The organism is Paenibacillus sp. sptzw28 (genome assembly GCF_019550795.1).
Lineage (GTDB): Bacteria > Bacillota > Bacilli > Paenibacillales > Paenibacillaceae > Paenibacillus_Z.
In genome coordinates this window covers 4,426,884-4,442,197 of the sequence record NZ_CP080545.1, presented here as the reverse complement: position 1 = coordinate 4,442,197, position 15,314 = coordinate 4,426,884, and the positions used below count along the sequence as shown (strand labels likewise).

The 15,314-nt window shown below is 51.5% G+C and carries 12 protein-coding genes; 10 read left to right on the top strand and 2 right to left on the bottom strand.

All coding sequences use genetic code 11. The features are described from left to right. Window positions 1-7: 7 nt before the first annotated feature. The 3 genes from rbsB to KZ483_RS20420 all read left to right on the top strand — a co-directional run bounded on the left by rbsB (window position 8) and on the right by KZ483_RS20420 (window position 2,184). Complete coding sequence (rbsB, locus tag KZ483_RS20430; RefSeq protein ID WP_220353570.1) at window positions 8-943, top strand: ribose ABC transporter substrate-binding protein RbsB; 936 nt, start codon at window positions 8-10, stop codon at window positions 941-943. Between the two features lie 141 nt (window positions 944-1,084). Continuing rightward, the gene (locus KZ483_RS20425) at window positions 1,085-1,654 is read left to right on the top strand and encodes a nitroreductase family protein (RefSeq protein ID WP_220349397.1); all 570 of its coding nucleotides are present in this window, start codon (window positions 1,085-1,087) and stop codon (window positions 1,652-1,654) included. Window positions 1,655-1,740: 86 nt separating this feature from the next. Beyond that, window positions 1,741-2,184, top strand: coding sequence for a MarR family winged helix-turn-helix transcriptional regulator (locus tag KZ483_RS20420; protein WP_220349396.1), 444 nt, complete (start codon window positions 1,741-1,743; stop codon window positions 2,182-2,184). A gap of 76 nt (window positions 2,185-2,260) precedes the next feature. Here the strand turns inward: KZ483_RS20420 and KZ483_RS20415 are convergent, their stop codons facing one another. Next, on the bottom strand, window positions 2,261-5,422 hold the full coding sequence (locus KZ483_RS20415; RefSeq protein ID WP_220349395.1) for an alpha-amylase family protein: 3,162 nt from the start codon (window positions 5,420-5,422) through the stop codon (window positions 2,261-2,263). A gap of 163 nt (window positions 5,423-5,585) precedes the next feature. Between KZ483_RS20415 and KZ483_RS20410 the strand changes: the two genes are divergently transcribed. The 7 genes from KZ483_RS20410 (at window position 5,586) to KZ483_RS20380 (ending at window position 13,542) form a co-directional block, all read left to right on the top strand. After that, window positions 5,586-6,680: a LacI family DNA-binding transcriptional regulator gene (locus KZ483_RS20410; protein WP_220349394.1), complete on the top strand. Its 1,095-nt coding sequence runs from the start codon at window positions 5,586-5,588 to the stop codon at window positions 6,678-6,680. Between the two features lie 379 nt (window positions 6,681-7,059). Next, window positions 7,060-7,512, top strand: a complete 453-nt coding sequence (gene spoVAC / locus KZ483_RS20405) for a stage V sporulation protein AC (protein ID WP_220353569.1) — start codon at window positions 7,060-7,062, stop codon at window positions 7,510-7,512. A gap of 2 nt (window positions 7,513-7,514) precedes the next feature. Further along, window positions 7,515-8,525: a stage V sporulation protein AD gene (gene spoVAD / locus KZ483_RS20400; RefSeq protein ID WP_220349393.1), complete on the top strand. Its 1,011-nt coding sequence runs from the start codon at window positions 7,515-7,517 to the stop codon at window positions 8,523-8,525. 23 nt (window positions 8,526-8,548) lie between these two features. Beyond that, complete coding sequence (gene spoVAE, locus KZ483_RS20395) at window positions 8,549-8,899, top strand: stage V sporulation protein AE (RefSeq protein ID WP_220349392.1); 351 nt, start codon at window positions 8,549-8,551, stop codon at window positions 8,897-8,899. 184 nt (window positions 8,900-9,083) lie between these two features. Continuing rightward, the gene (locus tag KZ483_RS20390) at window positions 9,084-10,040 is read left to right on the top strand and encodes an AAA family ATPase (RefSeq protein WP_220349391.1); all 957 of its coding nucleotides are present in this window, start codon (window positions 9,084-9,086) and stop codon (window positions 10,038-10,040) included. A gap of 5 nt (window positions 10,041-10,045) precedes the next feature. After that, complete coding sequence (locus KZ483_RS20385; protein ID WP_220349390.1) at window positions 10,046-11,314, top strand: DUF58 domain-containing protein; 1,269 nt, start codon at window positions 10,046-10,048, stop codon at window positions 11,312-11,314. Beyond that, entirely contained in the window at window positions 11,311-13,542 is a 2,232-nt protein-coding gene (locus KZ483_RS20380) for a transglutaminase-like domain-containing protein (protein WP_220349389.1), read from the top strand. The genes KZ483_RS20385 and KZ483_RS20380 overlap by 4 nt, the downstream gene beginning before the upstream one ends. A gap of 371 nt (window positions 13,543-13,913) precedes the next feature. On the opposite strand, the gene KZ483_RS20375 is transcribed toward KZ483_RS20380, so the two are convergent. Beyond that, window positions 13,914-14,828 (bottom strand): transposase, encoded by a 915-nt coding sequence (locus KZ483_RS20375; protein WP_220349388.1) that lies wholly within the window; start codon window positions 14,826-14,828, stop codon window positions 13,914-13,916. Window positions 14,829-15,314: the final 486 nt, after the last annotated feature.

Here is a 15,314-nt window from a genome sequence, read left to right as displayed (position 1 = left end):
TATTAACATGAACAAATGGTCATTTGCAGCATTGCTGCTTGCTGTCGTTCTTCTGCTGGCGGCATGCTCTTCGGAAACAGAGAAGAGCGCAGGTAACGGACAGGGTACAGGTACAGGCGGCAAAGTAACAATCGGCTTGTCGATTTCAACACTGAATAATCCGTTTTTCGTAACGCTCAAAGAGGGTGCCGAGAAAGCGGCTAAAGCGGCAGGAGCGGAATTGATCGTGGTTGACGCACAGGATGATACGGCAAAGCAAATCAGCGGTATCGAAGACTTGATTCAGAAGAAGGTTAATGTCATTCTGATCAATCCGACTGACAGCGATGCAATCGTGACTGCCGTGGAGTCGGCCAACAGCGCCAACATTCCGGTTATCACGGTCGACCGCGCCGCAAACGGAGGAACCGTCGTTACGCATATTGCGTCCGATAATGTTAAGGGCGGTCAGATGGCGGGCGAATATATCATGAAGCTGATCGGCCGCAAAGGCAATATTGTAGAGCTGCAGGGAACTGCCGGCACTTCAGCAGCCCGTGACCGGGGTAAAGGCTTCCATGATGCGGTCGACAATAAAGACGGAGTGAAAGTGGTTGCTTCGCAGCCGGCCGATTTCAATCGTGCCAAAGGCCTCTCCGTTATGGAAAATATTTTGCAAAGCAACAGCAGTATCCAAGCAGTCTTCGCTCATAATGACGAAATGGCGCTGGGAGCCGTACAGGCGATCGAAGCTGCCGGTAAAAAAGGTATTATCGTTGTCGGATTCGATGCCACCGATGATGCGGTAAAAGCCGTTAAAGATGGCTCAATGGCGGCCACGGTTGCGCAGAAACCGGCTGAGATCGGCCAAAAAGCGATTGAAACAGCCATTAAAGTTGCCGCAGGCGAGAAAGTTGAAAGTGCCATTCCAGTCGATCTGGAACTGGTCACTAATTTGCAGTAGTCAGTAAATGTAGACCGCCAGTCCCTGCCTTTATGGCTTGACTGTGCGGTCTTCTTATTTTAGTAAGAATATTTGTCGTTTCCTAAGTTTCAGATCCGGCGTATAAATATGGAGAGACTATTAAGGAGTAAGGAGACGGCCATGGATATATTTGAAGCTATTCGAACGAGAAGAAGTATCGGAAAGGTCACGCAGGAACCGATAGCCAAAGAGACGATTGAATCGATTTTGGATGCCGCCATATGGGCGCCAAACCATAGGCTGACAGAACCATGGCGTTTTTTTGTGCTCACCGGCGGCGGCCGGGATCGGCTGGGAGAAGCGCTTGCTCGTATCGCACTCGCGGGTGAAGCGGATCCGGATAATCCCGATAATGTAATAAAAGCCGACGCCGCAAGAAAGAAGGCGCTGCGGGCGCCTGTCATTATAGCAGCAGCCGTCCAGCCAAGCGACCGTAAAGATGTAATCGGGCTTGAGGAGTATGCGGCCGTCAACGCCGCGATTCAAAATATGCTGCTCGCGATTCATGCTCTCGGTTTAGGTGCGGTCTGGCGTTCCGGTGAGCCTTGCTATCATCCTTTTATGAACGAGACCTTCGGGCTGCGGCCGCAGGACAGGATGCTGGGGTTCATTTATCTGGGCGTTCCGGATATGGAACCGCCCAAAGCGAGACGGGAAAGCGCCGCGGCGAAAACGGTCTGGTTTGAGTGAGGTCAGATCCCGGTAGAATGCAACATTTGACAACCAAAGCCGATATCGTTATAATTAGGTCAACATGTTGACTATTGAGGTTGAGTATGAATAAGAAAAATGATCCGCGGGGTAGTATCGTCGTTAATATCTTTCGCGCCAATATTTTACTTGAACGGGTCGGCCACAGTTTGTCTTCCCAGGCGGGCTTGACCAGTTTGCATCAATGGTTTATTCTCGCCGCACTTTCCCGTTCCGGAGATCTCTCCTTTAAGGAGCTCAGGAACAACATGCTGGTTACCAAACAGAATATGACGGGTATGATTGACCGCTTAAGGCAGAACGGTTTGGTCACGACGTTAGAAGCCCCCGAAGACAGACGGGTCACCTTAGCCCGTATAACGGAAAAAGGAAAGCAGGCGCTTTTGGACGCCAATGAGTATGGGAACGAGAGTAATGAAAGCTCATTCCATAGTTTCACAAAGCAAGAGATAGAAGCTTTTAACAGTTATCTCGAACGGTTGATTACCAACTTGAAGAAGGAAAAATAAAGCGTACACACAAAATGAAAAAGCAGGAACCCGTCACAACGTCACAAGGGTTCCTGCTTTTGTTTGGGATGAACAACTATTGAGTGTGCACCTGCACCTCGTTAGGACGGTATACAGCCATCAGTTCACCGCTCGCGTCCGCGGCGAACAGAACGGATCTTTCCTGTTCAAGCGTGAATGCATACCGTTTGCCGGTCTGAGGATCGCGAACCTCAATATCCGCGTCACAGCCGAATTCGGATACGAATACATACAGCGAGCCGGAGGCGAAATTCAGCTTGCGGCCGTAAACGCCGGGCAGTTCCCCGCCGCGCAGCCATTCGAGCTGCTCGGAGACGCCGGATTTGGACAGCGCTTCGGCATAGACGGCTTGAAGCGGTTCAAGCCGTTCATTCAGCTCGATCGGCAGCGGGCACCACATTATATGCCCGGCACCGAGCGGCATCTCTATAAGCTGTGCCGGACCGTTAACGGTTCGAAGTAACTGTTTGCATGCGGCTGCAATATGCGATCCGCCGAATGAAACCGGCATTAGCAGGCCGTTCAGTTCCAGCAGTTCCTCGCGCAGCAGGTTGGAGGCAACGGAGTCTTCCAATCCGAGCTCGGTTGACAGTCTGTTTACAGGCCGCCAATATTCGTCGAGTCCTGCCGGTCCTGTGAACAGCAGTGTTCCGCCGTGCTGGCGGATATGATCTGTAAGCTTGCCCAGTGCTTCATCGCTGAAGTTATGCGCGCTCGGCACGATGATGAGCTTCGGCTTTGAAGCTTCCAACGATTCCAGATGATATTCGCCCAAGCCGCACACATGCACATTCATCGAATAGGTAAGTGTCCGTACAAGGCGGGTCGTCGCTTCGTAAGCCAGCTTGCGGTTTGAGAAATCATTGGAGTACGGGTACACGACCGCAACCTCCTCAAGCTCGCGCCCTATGAACAGTTCCCGGATCTGCCCTATAAAAGAGCCGAAATCATACGATACATTGGCCTCCGGCTTCTCCGTGCCGTCGGCCCGCACCGCACCGATATGGGATTCGTTCACATTGTTCATGTAGAAATTAATGTTCCAGATCCACTGAACTGCGCCTGCTCCGCCGGTGGAGAACGCATAAGCGTATTTACGCTCCAGAATATTGCGGAGCTCTTCCTCGCTTCGCTTTGCCCGTCCATCCGGAGTTTCCACATACATGATGCCGGTTTCTTGAATTAGGTTCGGTTTATCGGGCGCTTTGGAGAACACGCCGTCCCAGATCAGATCGTCCATAAGCCACCAGCTGTGAACGGTCGTATAATCTACGGCTTCGGCGTAGAAGAACGGCGAAGGGCGCTGTCCCCCGAGGGCCTCGTCCTGCCCGACCGTTACAAGCTGTTTGGGCTGTATGGAGCGTATCGTGTCAATCAGCTGTGACGCCCACCGGTTATGCATCTCCATAGTAAACAAAGTGTAGTCAAGCCAAGGGCCGCCCCGTTTGGTAAACTGCTCAGTCGTTCTGAAATTGATATCGTCCCGTTCCGGCAGCCGGACCGTTTCAAACGAAGAGAGCTCGCTGGGAGTCATATTCCAGCGCTCCTGCAGCACGCGTACCGAACCGTGCCGTTCACGCAGCCATTCCACAAAGCAATCCCGCTCGAACGGGTCGCCACAGGTTTGCGGGCCGCTGAAAACCCGCTTCGGATCGAACATGGACGGCTCGTTTATCAGGTCCCAATGCACATGTTTTGAGTCGGCATGCCTTGAAACAATTGCGGCGATAAATCGTTTTTGAGCTTCAACGCTGCGCGGATCCAGATACGGATTAACACCCTCCCATGCTTCCGGCGTGAAAGAGAAGAAGTTGAACGTAACCTCAAGGTCGTACCTTTTCGCCGTCAAGAGGAAGGAGTCGATCGCGCGCAGCACCTCCTCGTAGGGGTGGCCGTCTACGAACATAATTTGGCGCCACGCGGTCCAAATGCCTGTCCTGATCAGGTTGATGCCGGCTCGTTTCATCTGCGCCATATCCCGGTCCCAAACGGCCGCGTTAGGCAGGAACAGATATTTGCGGGCAACATCGCTCGTCATATAAGTCATTCCGACAACGGGAAGCGGACGGCCTTCCTTCCAAAAATAATCCCTGTCGCACGTCATCCAGTCGCCGGCAGCAAGAAGCTCGCGGTCAAATCCCCAGAATCCCTGGCGAAGCACGCGCTTCTCACCCGATTCGGACACCGCCTCGCATTTCACGACATAGAAGCCGGATTCAATCCCGAAATCCGCTATTATCCGTTCAAGCTTCAATTCCCTGCCTACCTTGATGGAGATTTCCGTTTGCCATGCTTCTTCGAAGCCGGCCGAATCGTAATTGAACGACGGATCCGGCGCCGGTTCCGCGCTGTTGACCGCTTTGAGCACTCGCAGCTTGAACTTCCACACAGCTGCACTCGCTGCAGCGCTTTTTCCCGCCACCGAAAGCTGTTGGCCTTGAAGTGTAAAGACCGCGCGTTCGCCCGGCTCATATGAGCTGTAGTTCGGTTTAAGCCACAATTCCGTCACGCCACAGCCGGCGAAGTCCGCCCATTCCGCAAGCGCCGCACAACCGCCTCCTTCCCAGAAAGGAGTCTGCAGCTGCTGGTTGATAAGGATCCAGCGCCCCCCGCTGAAGGTACCCTTCGTATGCTCGAGCAGTACAGCTGGCGCGGCAATTTCACGCCGCAAGAGATCGCCGGTTATTCCTCGGAGCAGCGGATATATGTGGGCATCCATCGGTCCGCCCGAGCCCATCTCGCCGGGCTTGTCGTCATTGCGCGTTACATGAAGGACAAGTCCGTATGTCGGTTCAATCGTGAACAGCTTCTCATAACCTTCGAAGAGCGGGATATCCGGATTGGGAACGAGCTCCCGAGTGACTGTAACGTCAACCGGAAGCGCTTCGTGGATATGGAGCTGCTGGTGATATGCCGTCTGCTCCGGCTCCTGCTTCCACACGCTGTCTTCCCTGTAAACGGGCGTCTTGAAAGGCGCTCCGCCTGCATGCAGCATACCTTTTCCTTGTTTTAAATGAGCCAGAATGGCGTTCCAGGCATCCTTAGGAAAATATTGTCCATGCATATGGATATAAACATCGGCATCGGTTAGCTGCTCGCGGAGCTGCCCGGCATCCGCGACATTGAATCGCTCTTTTAAAATCGCTAATGATTGATCGTCCGGCCGCTTGCCCTCATATGGAAACGAAGCATCGTAGAAAAGCACGATTTTACTCAATGTTAGACACCTTCCTTTTGGTTAATTATGAATATTGCTGTTTAATTTGTTAGTTTTGTTAGGTCGACATACTCCCTCTTCCGCGCTTACAATAGAGGGAGAACGGGAAAAAGTCAATTGTAGTTTCAGGTAAAAATAAAGAAAGAAGGTAGGTCTGACGATAATGGCGCACAAAGTATCCATGCAGCAAATCGCCGACCGGCTGGGAGTCTCCAAATATACGGTTTCGCAAGCGCTCTCGGGAAAGCGTGGGGTAAGCGAAGCGACGCGTCGTGAAGTAATGGCAATGGCGGCTGCATTGGGCTATCGCGTAAGTCAGCGGGAGGTAAAGGGGCAATCCGGCGTTCTTGCGGAGATGCCGGTTATCCTTGTCGGGTTGGATGAACGTCAGGCTAACGAGCCGATGTTTTGGCAGCGGGTGAGGGAAGGCATTGAAGCGGGATGCAGAGAGCATCGGCTGAACCCCATATTTTTCACGTTCGAGGCCGAGAACAACCGGTCGTCCGTCTTTCCTCAGATCGACGATGAAACGATGCAGTCTGCATCTGGAATTATTATTGCCGGCAAATGCCCGGCCGCCGCGCTCCTTCGGATGAACCGCACGGGCATTCCGGTCGTGCTTGTCGATCATGAGGAGCCGGTGGCCCGCGCGGATGCCGTGCTTAATGCGAATGGTGAGGCCGGTCGGATGGCCTCCCATCATCTTCTCTCGCAGGGGTGCAGAAGCATAGCGTTTATCGGTCGGGACAGCTTCGCCGTCAGCTTTAGGGAACGCTTCTGGGGGTGCCGTCTGGCGCTTGATGATCTGCTGGGCAGGCGCTCTCCCGGAACCCCCTTGACACTCCCGGAGCCCAGGTCGATGAAAGCAATTTCCAAGTCTGACGTCCATCTCCGCAAGTGGACGATTCCATATGGAAGTCAGACATGGATGCAGACATTGGACAAGCGGCTTGCGGCTGCTATAGCGGACAATGATTTCCCTGACGGGTTCATTTGTGCCAATGACGATATTGCGCTTCACCTGATGCAGCTGCTGCTGAGCCGGGGAGTAGATGTGCCCGGGATGTGCAGGGTAATCGGCATCGATAATACGGCGGCTAGCGGTGGAGGCCCTGTACCGCTTACCACAGTCGATTTGGCCAAGGAATGGCTAGGACTGCGCGCAGTCGAATCGCTCGTGCGTAAACGCCATGCTCCTGAGGCGCCGGATGAGAAGGTTATGCTCTCTGCGAGTCTCGTTGTCAGGCAATCCGGATAACGACGCCCCGGCGAATTAATAGGCCGGACAATCTCCGCATCGGATTGCAGCGGCATAGGATAAACAAATGCCTATCCTATTCGAGAGGAGCTGCCTCACTGTATGCGGCAAAACATTACGCTGCTGGCGCTTGTTCTATATGTTCTGCTGGTTGTTTTACTTCTGGTTGCGATGATCTATTAATGAGCCCACGCAATGCCCCGTCAGCTGAATCAACCCTTCGCAAGCCTTCGGAGATAATAAGCCGAAGGTTTGTTTGTGTTTCCGTTTTGCAGGGCATAATGCAGCGCATTTTGACAAATACTTTCCAAGATAAATCTTTTAGGGGGCATAATATCCGGTGGCTGCGAAAAGTGCAGGAAAAAGCAAATACAAAAAAATGACGATGTCGCCCAAAGAGTACCAAACGTTCGCCAAAACACGCGAACCGTCCCGTCCAGCTTTGATGAACTGCGTCCGCGCGTTTGTCGTCGGCGGCGCGATTTGTCTGCTCGGACAAGCGATTCAGGATATATTTGTATACACGTTCAAGATGACCCAAAGAGAAGCGGGGAATCCGACTGTCGCCGTGCTCATTCTCATATCGGTCATTTTAACCTGTCTGGGCGTATACGACAAAATTGCGCAATGGGCCGGTGCAGGCAGTGCAGTTCCGGTTACCGGCTTCGCCAATTCCATGTGTTCCGCGGCACTTGAGCACCGCAGCGAAGGACTCGTCCTCGGCGTCGGCGGGAATATGTTCAAGCTGGCCGGATCCGTCATCGTGTTCGGAGCAGTGGCGGCCTTTTTTGTCGGAATCGTATACTGGGTATTTGGCATAAGGGGGCATTGAAGATGCTTCGTGGCAAACAAACCTGGTGGTTTGAGAATCGCCCGGTCATTATCGGCGCTGCGACCGTCGTAGGCCCGGATGAAGGCGAAGGACCGCTGGCGGCCGATTTCGACCTGGTTCATCCGGAGCTCGATATGCAGCAGAAAAGCTGGGAGAAAGCAGAGCGGCTGCTGCTGGAGCAAGCGTCCGATATCGCTCTTAAGCATGCGAATATAACCCAGCAGCAATTGCAATTCTATGTCGGCGGGGACCTGCTGAATCAGATTATTAGCAACAGCTTCGCCGCCAGAACGATCGGAGCGCCTTATCTCGGCGTATTCGGCGCCTGCTCCACGTCCATGGAATCGCTCGCCGTTGCCTCATTGATCGTCAATTCCGGATCGGGCGAATATGTGCTGGCTGGGACATGCAGCCACAACTGCACGGTGGAAAAGCAGTTCCGTTATCCGACTGAATACGGCTCGCAAAAGCCTCCGACTGCACAGTATACAGTCACGGGCGCGGGAGCCGTCGTTGTGGCTCCGCAGGGGGGCGGACCGGTCGTCGAATGTGCGACAATCGGTAAAATCGTGGATCTTGGCATCAAGGATCCCTTTAATATGGGATCGGCGATGGCACCTGCTGCCGTCGATACGATCAAGGCTCATTTTAGCGATACGGGGCGCGAGCCTAAGGATTATGATTTAATCGTCACCGGCGACCTGGCCTCGGTAGGACATCCGATCGCCAAAGATCTGTTAATCCGCGACGGTGTGCCGATGGACCAAACCGTATTCAATGATTGCGGCTTAATGATTTACGACCTCCAGAAACAAAGTGTCCAGGCGGGAGGAAGCGGCTGCGGCTGCTCAGCGGTCGTGACATATGGCAACATTCTGAAAAGATTGGAACGAGGAGATCTGAACAGAGTTCTTGTGGTAGCTACCGGCGCGTTATTGTCCCCGCTGTCTTATCAACAGGGCGAAAGCATTCCCTGCATAGCGCACGCCGTCTCGATAGAGCGCGAGCATTAGAATTAAGAAAGGAGATCGTTACAATGATTTACTTATGGGCTTTTCTGGTTGGGGGTGCAATATGCGTCATCGGCCAGCTTATGTTTGATGTCGCCAAATTGACTCCTGCTCATACAATGGCCGCGCTAGTTGTGGTCGGAGCTGTTGTAGACGGGATTGGATGGTATGACCCGCTTATCAAATTTGCAGGAGCAGGTGCGACAGTGCCGATCACAAGCTTCGGCAACGCGCTTGTACACGGCTCCCTTACCGAGCTTGAGCGTGACGGCTGGATCGGCGTTATTACGGGAATCTTTGATTTAACGAGCGCTGGCATTTCGGCAGCGATAATTTTTTCGTTCCTCGCTGCGCTTGTTGTCAGGCCGAAAGGCTGAATTACGTTTATTACTGAGAAAAATGTCGATTATAAGCAGCATAGTCATTGGAATTGGAGGATCCCTGTGGGATTCTCCAATTTTTTTTGTTGGATCTACAGCTATACGGTCAGATGTATTTTTTGTAAAATAATAACATGATACAGTCTACTTCATTTATTCAATCATCCGGGAGGTATTTTCAATGGAAAACCGCAGTGCCGACTATTCAATATGCAGTGAGATACGTCGCAACTTGGAAAGCTGTATCCTGGGGAAAAAGGTCGAAATAGAGCGGCTGCTTATCGCACTTTTGGCAGGAGGACATATACTGCTTGAAGATGTGCCGGGAACCGGTAAGACCCAGCTGGTGAAAGCTTTAGCAAGGACAATCGGCGGGCATTTCCGGCGTATTCAATGCAACCCGGATTTACTCCCTACAGATATAACCGGAGTCGCCATTTACCATCCGAAGGATGAAGCCTTTATATTCAGGCCGGGCCCGGTCATGGCGAATTTGCTGCTTGTAGACGAGATCAACCGCGCAACCACGAAGACGCAATCGGCGCTGCTTGAAGCGATGGAAGAACGCCATGTAACCGTTGACGGCGAGTCCTATGCGCTTCCGATGCCGTTTGTGCTCGTCGCTACGCAGAACCCGATTGAATTTGAAGGAACCTACACCCTTCCCGAAGCTCAGTTGGACAGGTTCATGATGAAAATATCGCTCGGGTATCCCGATGCGGCCACTGAGCGTCAAATGGTACTTTCTCCGCATTCCTCCGCTCCTGCCGATATGCTCACTCCGGTCGCGAATATAGAACGGATTGCATTAATGATGGAGTCCGTGAAACGGGTGCATGTCGACGAAGCGGTGGCCGACTATTTAGTCAGAATAGTGCGGGGAACTCGCGAGCATAACGGCGTACAGCTTGGCGCCAGCCCCCGTGCTGCCATCTCGCTTATGGCAGCCGCTAAAGCCAACGCTTTCCTGCAGGATCGCGATTATTTAATCCCTGACGATGCTAAAGCGCTTGCTTCTCCCGTTCTCGCTCACCGGATCATGCTTCATACCGAATCCAGAATGAACGGATTAAAGCCGGAGGATGTAATCGATACGGTCGTCCGCGAGACGAGCGTGCCCGTCCGAATGGAGCGATAGAGCTTATGTTGACAGCAAAAGCAACGATGATGAGATGGAGGATAATCGGTTCGGTTTATATCGGATGTCTTTTATTTCTGTTGTTTCAAGGCGGAAAAACGTCATTTATGCTCTTTTGCATCTTAAATGTACTGCTGCTGTATTTGGTGCTCGGACGGTGGAGCGGCATCGGCAGTGTGACTGGAACACGCCGTCTCTCCAGCGGAACCGGAACCGTTTCCCCGGTTGATCAGACGCTGTCTGCCGGAGCCAGGATGGAAGTGAATATCTCCGTTCAAATTCCCGGTGTTTGGCCGATTCCCTATGTACTCGTGCGCGACAAGCTGGTTCGTCAGAACGGCAGCACAGTACCCTTCGAGGCTTCATTCATTCCAAGCTATCACCGGACCGGTGATATCAGTTTTATTACGCCGCCGCTGGAGAGAGGCGTATACAGGTTCGCGCCAACCGAATGTTCGACGCGCGACATTTTCGGATTGTTTGAGCATGTAGGAATTTTCGAATCTTCCGAGCCGTTCAGTGTTTATCCCCGGACGGTCATGATTAGGAACTGGCAGCAGCTTAAACGCGGCGCCAAAGGATCCTTCTCCACATCCGCATCGCGGTTGTCCTCTAAGGAAACTACGCAAATAAACGGTGTGCGCGAGTATATATACGGGGACAGACTGTCCCGCATTCATTGGAACGCCACGGCCAAGACAGGACAGTGGAAATCAAAGGAGTTTGAACGCGAATCCCTGCCTCGCACGGTATTCATTCTGGACCGGTATGCAGGCGCATATGAAAATCTGGAACAGTTCGAAACAGCCGTCTCTGTCGTCGCTTCGATGCTTGAATTTGGTTTCCGGAGAGCGACGGCTACCGGGCTTGTCTCAGTCGGGGCGACAATGGATGGTTTTGAACCGCATTCCTCGTCCGATAGGCGGCAGCTTATGCTGAACCATCTCGTTCGCGTCCAGCCTGATGGCGATATACCCTTGTATCGGGCGCTGCGTCAGTCGGACTCGCTTATACCGGCCGGTTCATTCGTCGTTATAATAAGCCCGCAGAGCGGCGAAGAAACGGTTCGTTCCATGGAGTGGTTAAACCGCAAAGGAGTCGTCCCTGTGCTTATTCATCTTAAAGGGGCAGACGATGTGTACAGGGTTGTAACGGGAGCGGACCCCCGGAAGGGGATGGACTGGCTTCGTATATTGCAAAGAGGCGGGTATGCTGTCCATTCGCTTAGCGCACTTCAGGAACTGCCGGGCGTACTGGAAGGAGGGAGCGCATGAGTCTTTTGTTTCGAACCGGTTACAAGTGGCTTTCTGCGGATATGTACCGCAAGTTTTCGGCCCTATTTTCCGCCATTATCGTTTATCAGTGGCTTCAATGCCTGGGTGATTACTTATGGACGGAGACATTCTCGATTTTAAACGGCTTACTCTTATTTTCAGTTGTAATTATAGCGCTTATTCCGAACAGACTTGCTTCCGGCATCTTACAGACGCTTACTCTTATTTTCCTGAATGCGGCATATTCCGGCTACCGGTGGATTCCTTTCAACGGGGAAAAGGATAAAGCCGCCGACTGGCTCAATTGGCTTACTGCCCAATTCCAACAGTTAACTCCTTTTATATGGATTAGCTTAATCGTATGGGCCGTGTTTCACATCATTTTATTTACCCGTAAATGGCGCCTTGGCATAATCAGCATCGTTGGAATGGCTTTGATTTCATTGATGATAGCGGACTCGCTGTTTACTCCGATCTACTTATGGGAAGAGATTGCGTGGACCGTTTTCACCGGTCTCGGTTGGCTCGTCGCCAGTCATTTTTCCAGCTTCAAGCAGCAGCATCCCGATAGCTGGGGACAGCTTCTTGAATATCCGGTAAGCTTGTTTTTGCCCGTCATACTCATTATTACTCTTGTCATGGCCGCAGGCTTGTTCGTCCCCCCGATCAAACCGATTTTAACGGATCCTTATACCGCATGGAAAGAAGCGCGCGGAGAAGCGATACCTTCTTTGGTCGGAGACAAAGGAGTCAGCGCTGCTGCGGAGAAAAGCGCTGCTGACAGCAGCTCGGGATACAGCCGTAACGACGAATCGCTCGGCGGAGGTTTCAGATTCGATTATTCTCCAGTTATGACCGTGACGACGACAAGACGCAGCTACTGGCGCGGCGAAACGAAAGCTTTCTATAACGGAAGCGGCTGGGAAGAGGCAATAGATGAGCGGCGGGAAGAAGCTGTCCCGTCCGTGAGGCGAAATCAGCAGCTGCAGATCGAAGGCAGGCCTGATTCATCGAAAGTCGAAAAAATCGAACAAACGTTTACGATGCTTCATTCAGAAAAATATCCCGTCCTTTTCGGGGCGGGGCCAATAACAGAGGTCGTTTCAGTCAATGGAGCGGAAACACCGCTGCCGCGGTTTTCCTGGCTGCCGCAATCATGGGAGCTTAGGCTGCCGAACACAGTGGCCAGCTATCCGAAAACATATTCAATCGTCTCGGAAGTGACCGTTCTTGATGAAGCGGCGCTGCACAAAGAACCTGCGACTGACACTCGCGGTGAAGTGGATCCGATGTACTTGCAGCTTCCATCCAGGCTGCCGCAGCGCGTGCGCGACTTGGCGGCGGAAATTACGAAAGGCGCGACAACGCCTTATGATAAAGCCAAAGCGATCGAAATGTACTTGCAAATGAATTTCAAATATACGAATGAGCCGGATTTATCGAAAAAAGTAAGCAAAGATTTCGTGGATTCCTTTTTATTTGAAATCAAGGAAGGCTATTGCGATTATTTTTCCTCGGCGATGGCCGTTCTAACCCGTGCTTCCGGTATTCCCGCAAGATGGGTAAAAGGGTATTCGCCGGGCTCGTTACCGGTCGATCCCGAGATGATGCGTTTGCAAGGCCTCTCGGATGAGGAGTTGAATCCGGATGGCGAGGGTACTTATACAGTGCGAAATGCGGACGCGCATTCGTGGGTAGAGGTATATTTCGACGGCTACGGATGGCTGCCGTTCGAGCCGACAGCAGGTTTTACCTACCCGTACTCGCTGCCTCAAGAAAAAGCGGCCCCGCTGCCTGAAGTCAACCCGTCAACCTCGGTCCCTGCTAAAACACAGGAATCAACAACAGATGGCTTCAGAATCCCGCTTTGGGGATTTGTCACTGCCGTGGCAGCACTTCTGGGAACTGTCGTTGCGCTTCGGCGCAACTCCATAATTGATGCTTGGCGGCGTTATCGCCGCGGTTCGATCACCGTGAACGAGCGGATCGTAAAGGAAACGAACCGATTGATCAAGTACTGTCGTAAAAAAGGTCTTCATCACAATGAGAATGAGACCGTTCGTGAAACGATGGGGCAGTGGTCAAAACGGCTGACCTCGCTCCAGACCGAATTCCGCATCGTACTTGGCGCATTTGAAAAAGCGATCTACAGCAGTCAGACATTGACCGAGGAGGAAGCCGACAGATTTGACGCGAACATTAAATTAATCCGCGACCGCTTGGGGTAACTCCGATATGAAATAAGGATCGAGTATATGCAAAAGGTAATTCACCATCAAGTAGCCGGGGGAGCGACACAGCTCCTTTCCGGCTATTTTTACTGTCACCACCATAGTCGATTACTGACTTACTGACTTACTGACTTACTGACTTACTGCATCCCTTTAGCCATTATCCCGTTAGCTCAGATTCTATTTAATTTCCAGCTTGCTGCTGTGAGTTGCGTTTTGTGCTCCCGCTGCATAGCCGTAGCCCCTCGCTCCTCAGCAAAAGACAGATAAAATGCAATTAATTCTAACAGCCACAATGCCTAAAACAATATAGAGTATCTGAAATTATCGATTACGGCGCAGAATAAATAAGCACACCTGTATAACAACTAAGCTGCAGAAAGACAAGGGGAACCTACTTGTAAAAGTTTGTTTTTCCGAATTAATTCTTTATAGGTTATGGGAGCAGTTGACGCACATAATAGAAATAGTTGGTTAAATACGGGCTGCTTGCGAAAAGTATTATTAAGACGAAAACAAAATTCATCCAAATAAGCCTGCAGGTGTTTGCCGCCGATCCCGTGGAACACAGCATTCATCCAGTTGCCAACTTCTTTACAAATGCGCAGCACCGGACGAAATCTGTCTGTATGGAACCGTAAACTTTCTATTGTAATGTCGGCCGGAAACGCCTGTACATGATTGCTAATGAAAGCATCGACACCCGTACGCCGGAAATATTTTTCCGTCATATGCTGATTGTCTACTTGCTTGATTTTGATATGTGTAATTTCACCTTGATCGTCAAAAGCAGCTCCGGAGATAAGTGGATGCTCCTGGGGGTGCCGGCTGAAGGAAGGATTGTACGGCTTCCCATAAAAAGCCGTTTTGATTCGTACCATACCAGCGAGCATATGACGTATTTCGCCATGACTCATTGCATGCCGTAATTTGTGGAGGATTAACCAGGCTGTTTTGTAAGTGACATTGATAATGGCACTCAACTTGACAGCATTGATGGAAGAGGATGGACAAGCAATAAGAAAAAGGGCTTGGAACCATTTATGTAAATGGGTGCGGCTACCTTCCATAACAGTACCACTAATCAGGGAAGCCTGATAATGGCAGATCCTGCATTCGTAGAGAGGGAGACGCCGGGTTTTGATCTTAGAGGTCTGGCAATGGTTGCAGCGTGGACAGCGATAGCCATCCGGCCATTTGGCTGCATACAAAACGTCGATGCAAACTTTCTCGCAATTAAAACGTTGGCTAAAGTCTGCAAAACTCATTCCATCTGAAATCAAAACCGATTCCTCCAGTCAAAATCATACGTTAGGACAAGGCAGCCCATCTAGTGAGCAATGCAGCTATAAATCTCAAAAATACGAATATATGTTCTTGTTTTTATTATACCAAACAAGCGTTCCTGTTACAAGGATATTATTAATATATTAAATACTTAATCCTTATCTGAGTTTTGGGGATAGCAGCGTAAGGGGTGCGCGTGATTAGAGTTTAGGAGATAGCAGCGTAAGGGGTACGTGTGGTCTGAGTTTTGGGGATAGCTGCGTAAGGGTACGTGTGGTCTGAGTTTTGGGATAGCAGCGTAAGGGGTGCGCGTGATCAGAGTTTTGGGATAGCAGCGTAAGGGGTTCGTGTGGTCTGAGTTTTGGGATAGCAGAGTAAGGGGTGCGTGTGGTCTGAGTTTTGGGGATAGCTGCGTGAGCGTGTGATCAGAGTTTGGGGATAGCAGAGTAAGGGGTGCGCGTGATTAGAGTTTTAGGGGTAGC

What these genes read in the sequence shown, in the direction of transcription:
- KZ483_RS20425 (WP_220349397.1), top strand. Translation starts at nt 1,085, where the DNA reads ATGGATATATTTGAAGCTATTCGAACGAGAAGAAGTATCGGAAAGGTC.
- KZ483_RS20420 (WP_220349396.1), top strand. Translation starts at nt 1,741, where the DNA reads ATGAATAAGAAAAATGATCCGCGGGGTAGTATCGTCGTTAATATCTTT.
- KZ483_RS20385 (WP_220349390.1), top strand. Translation starts at nt 10,046, where the DNA reads ATGTTGACAGCAAAAGCAACGATGATGAGATGGAGGATAATCGGTTCG.
- KZ483_RS20390 (WP_220349391.1), top strand. Translation starts at nt 9,084, where the DNA reads ATGGAAAACCGCAGTGCCGACTATTCAATATGCAGTGAGATACGTCGC.
- spoVAE (WP_220349392.1), top strand. Translation starts at nt 8,549, where the DNA reads ATGATTTACTTATGGGCTTTTCTGGTTGGGGGTGCAATATGCGTCATC.
- KZ483_RS20380 (WP_220349389.1), top strand. Translation starts at nt 11,311, where the DNA reads ATGAGTCTTTTGTTTCGAACCGGTTACAAGTGGCTTTCTGCGGATATG.
- KZ483_RS20410 (WP_220349394.1), top strand. Translation starts at nt 5,586, where the DNA reads ATGGCGCACAAAGTATCCATGCAGCAAATCGCCGACCGGCTGGGAGTC.
- spoVAD (WP_220349393.1), top strand. Translation starts at nt 7,515, where the DNA reads ATGCTTCGTGGCAAACAAACCTGGTGGTTTGAGAATCGCCCGGTCATT.
- spoVAC (WP_220353569.1), top strand. Translation starts at nt 7,060, where the DNA reads ATGACGATGTCGCCCAAAGAGTACCAAACGTTCGCCAAAACACGCGAA.
- rbsB (WP_220353570.1), top strand. Translation starts at nt 8, where the DNA reads ATGAACAAATGGTCATTTGCAGCATTGCTGCTTGCTGTCGTTCTTCTG.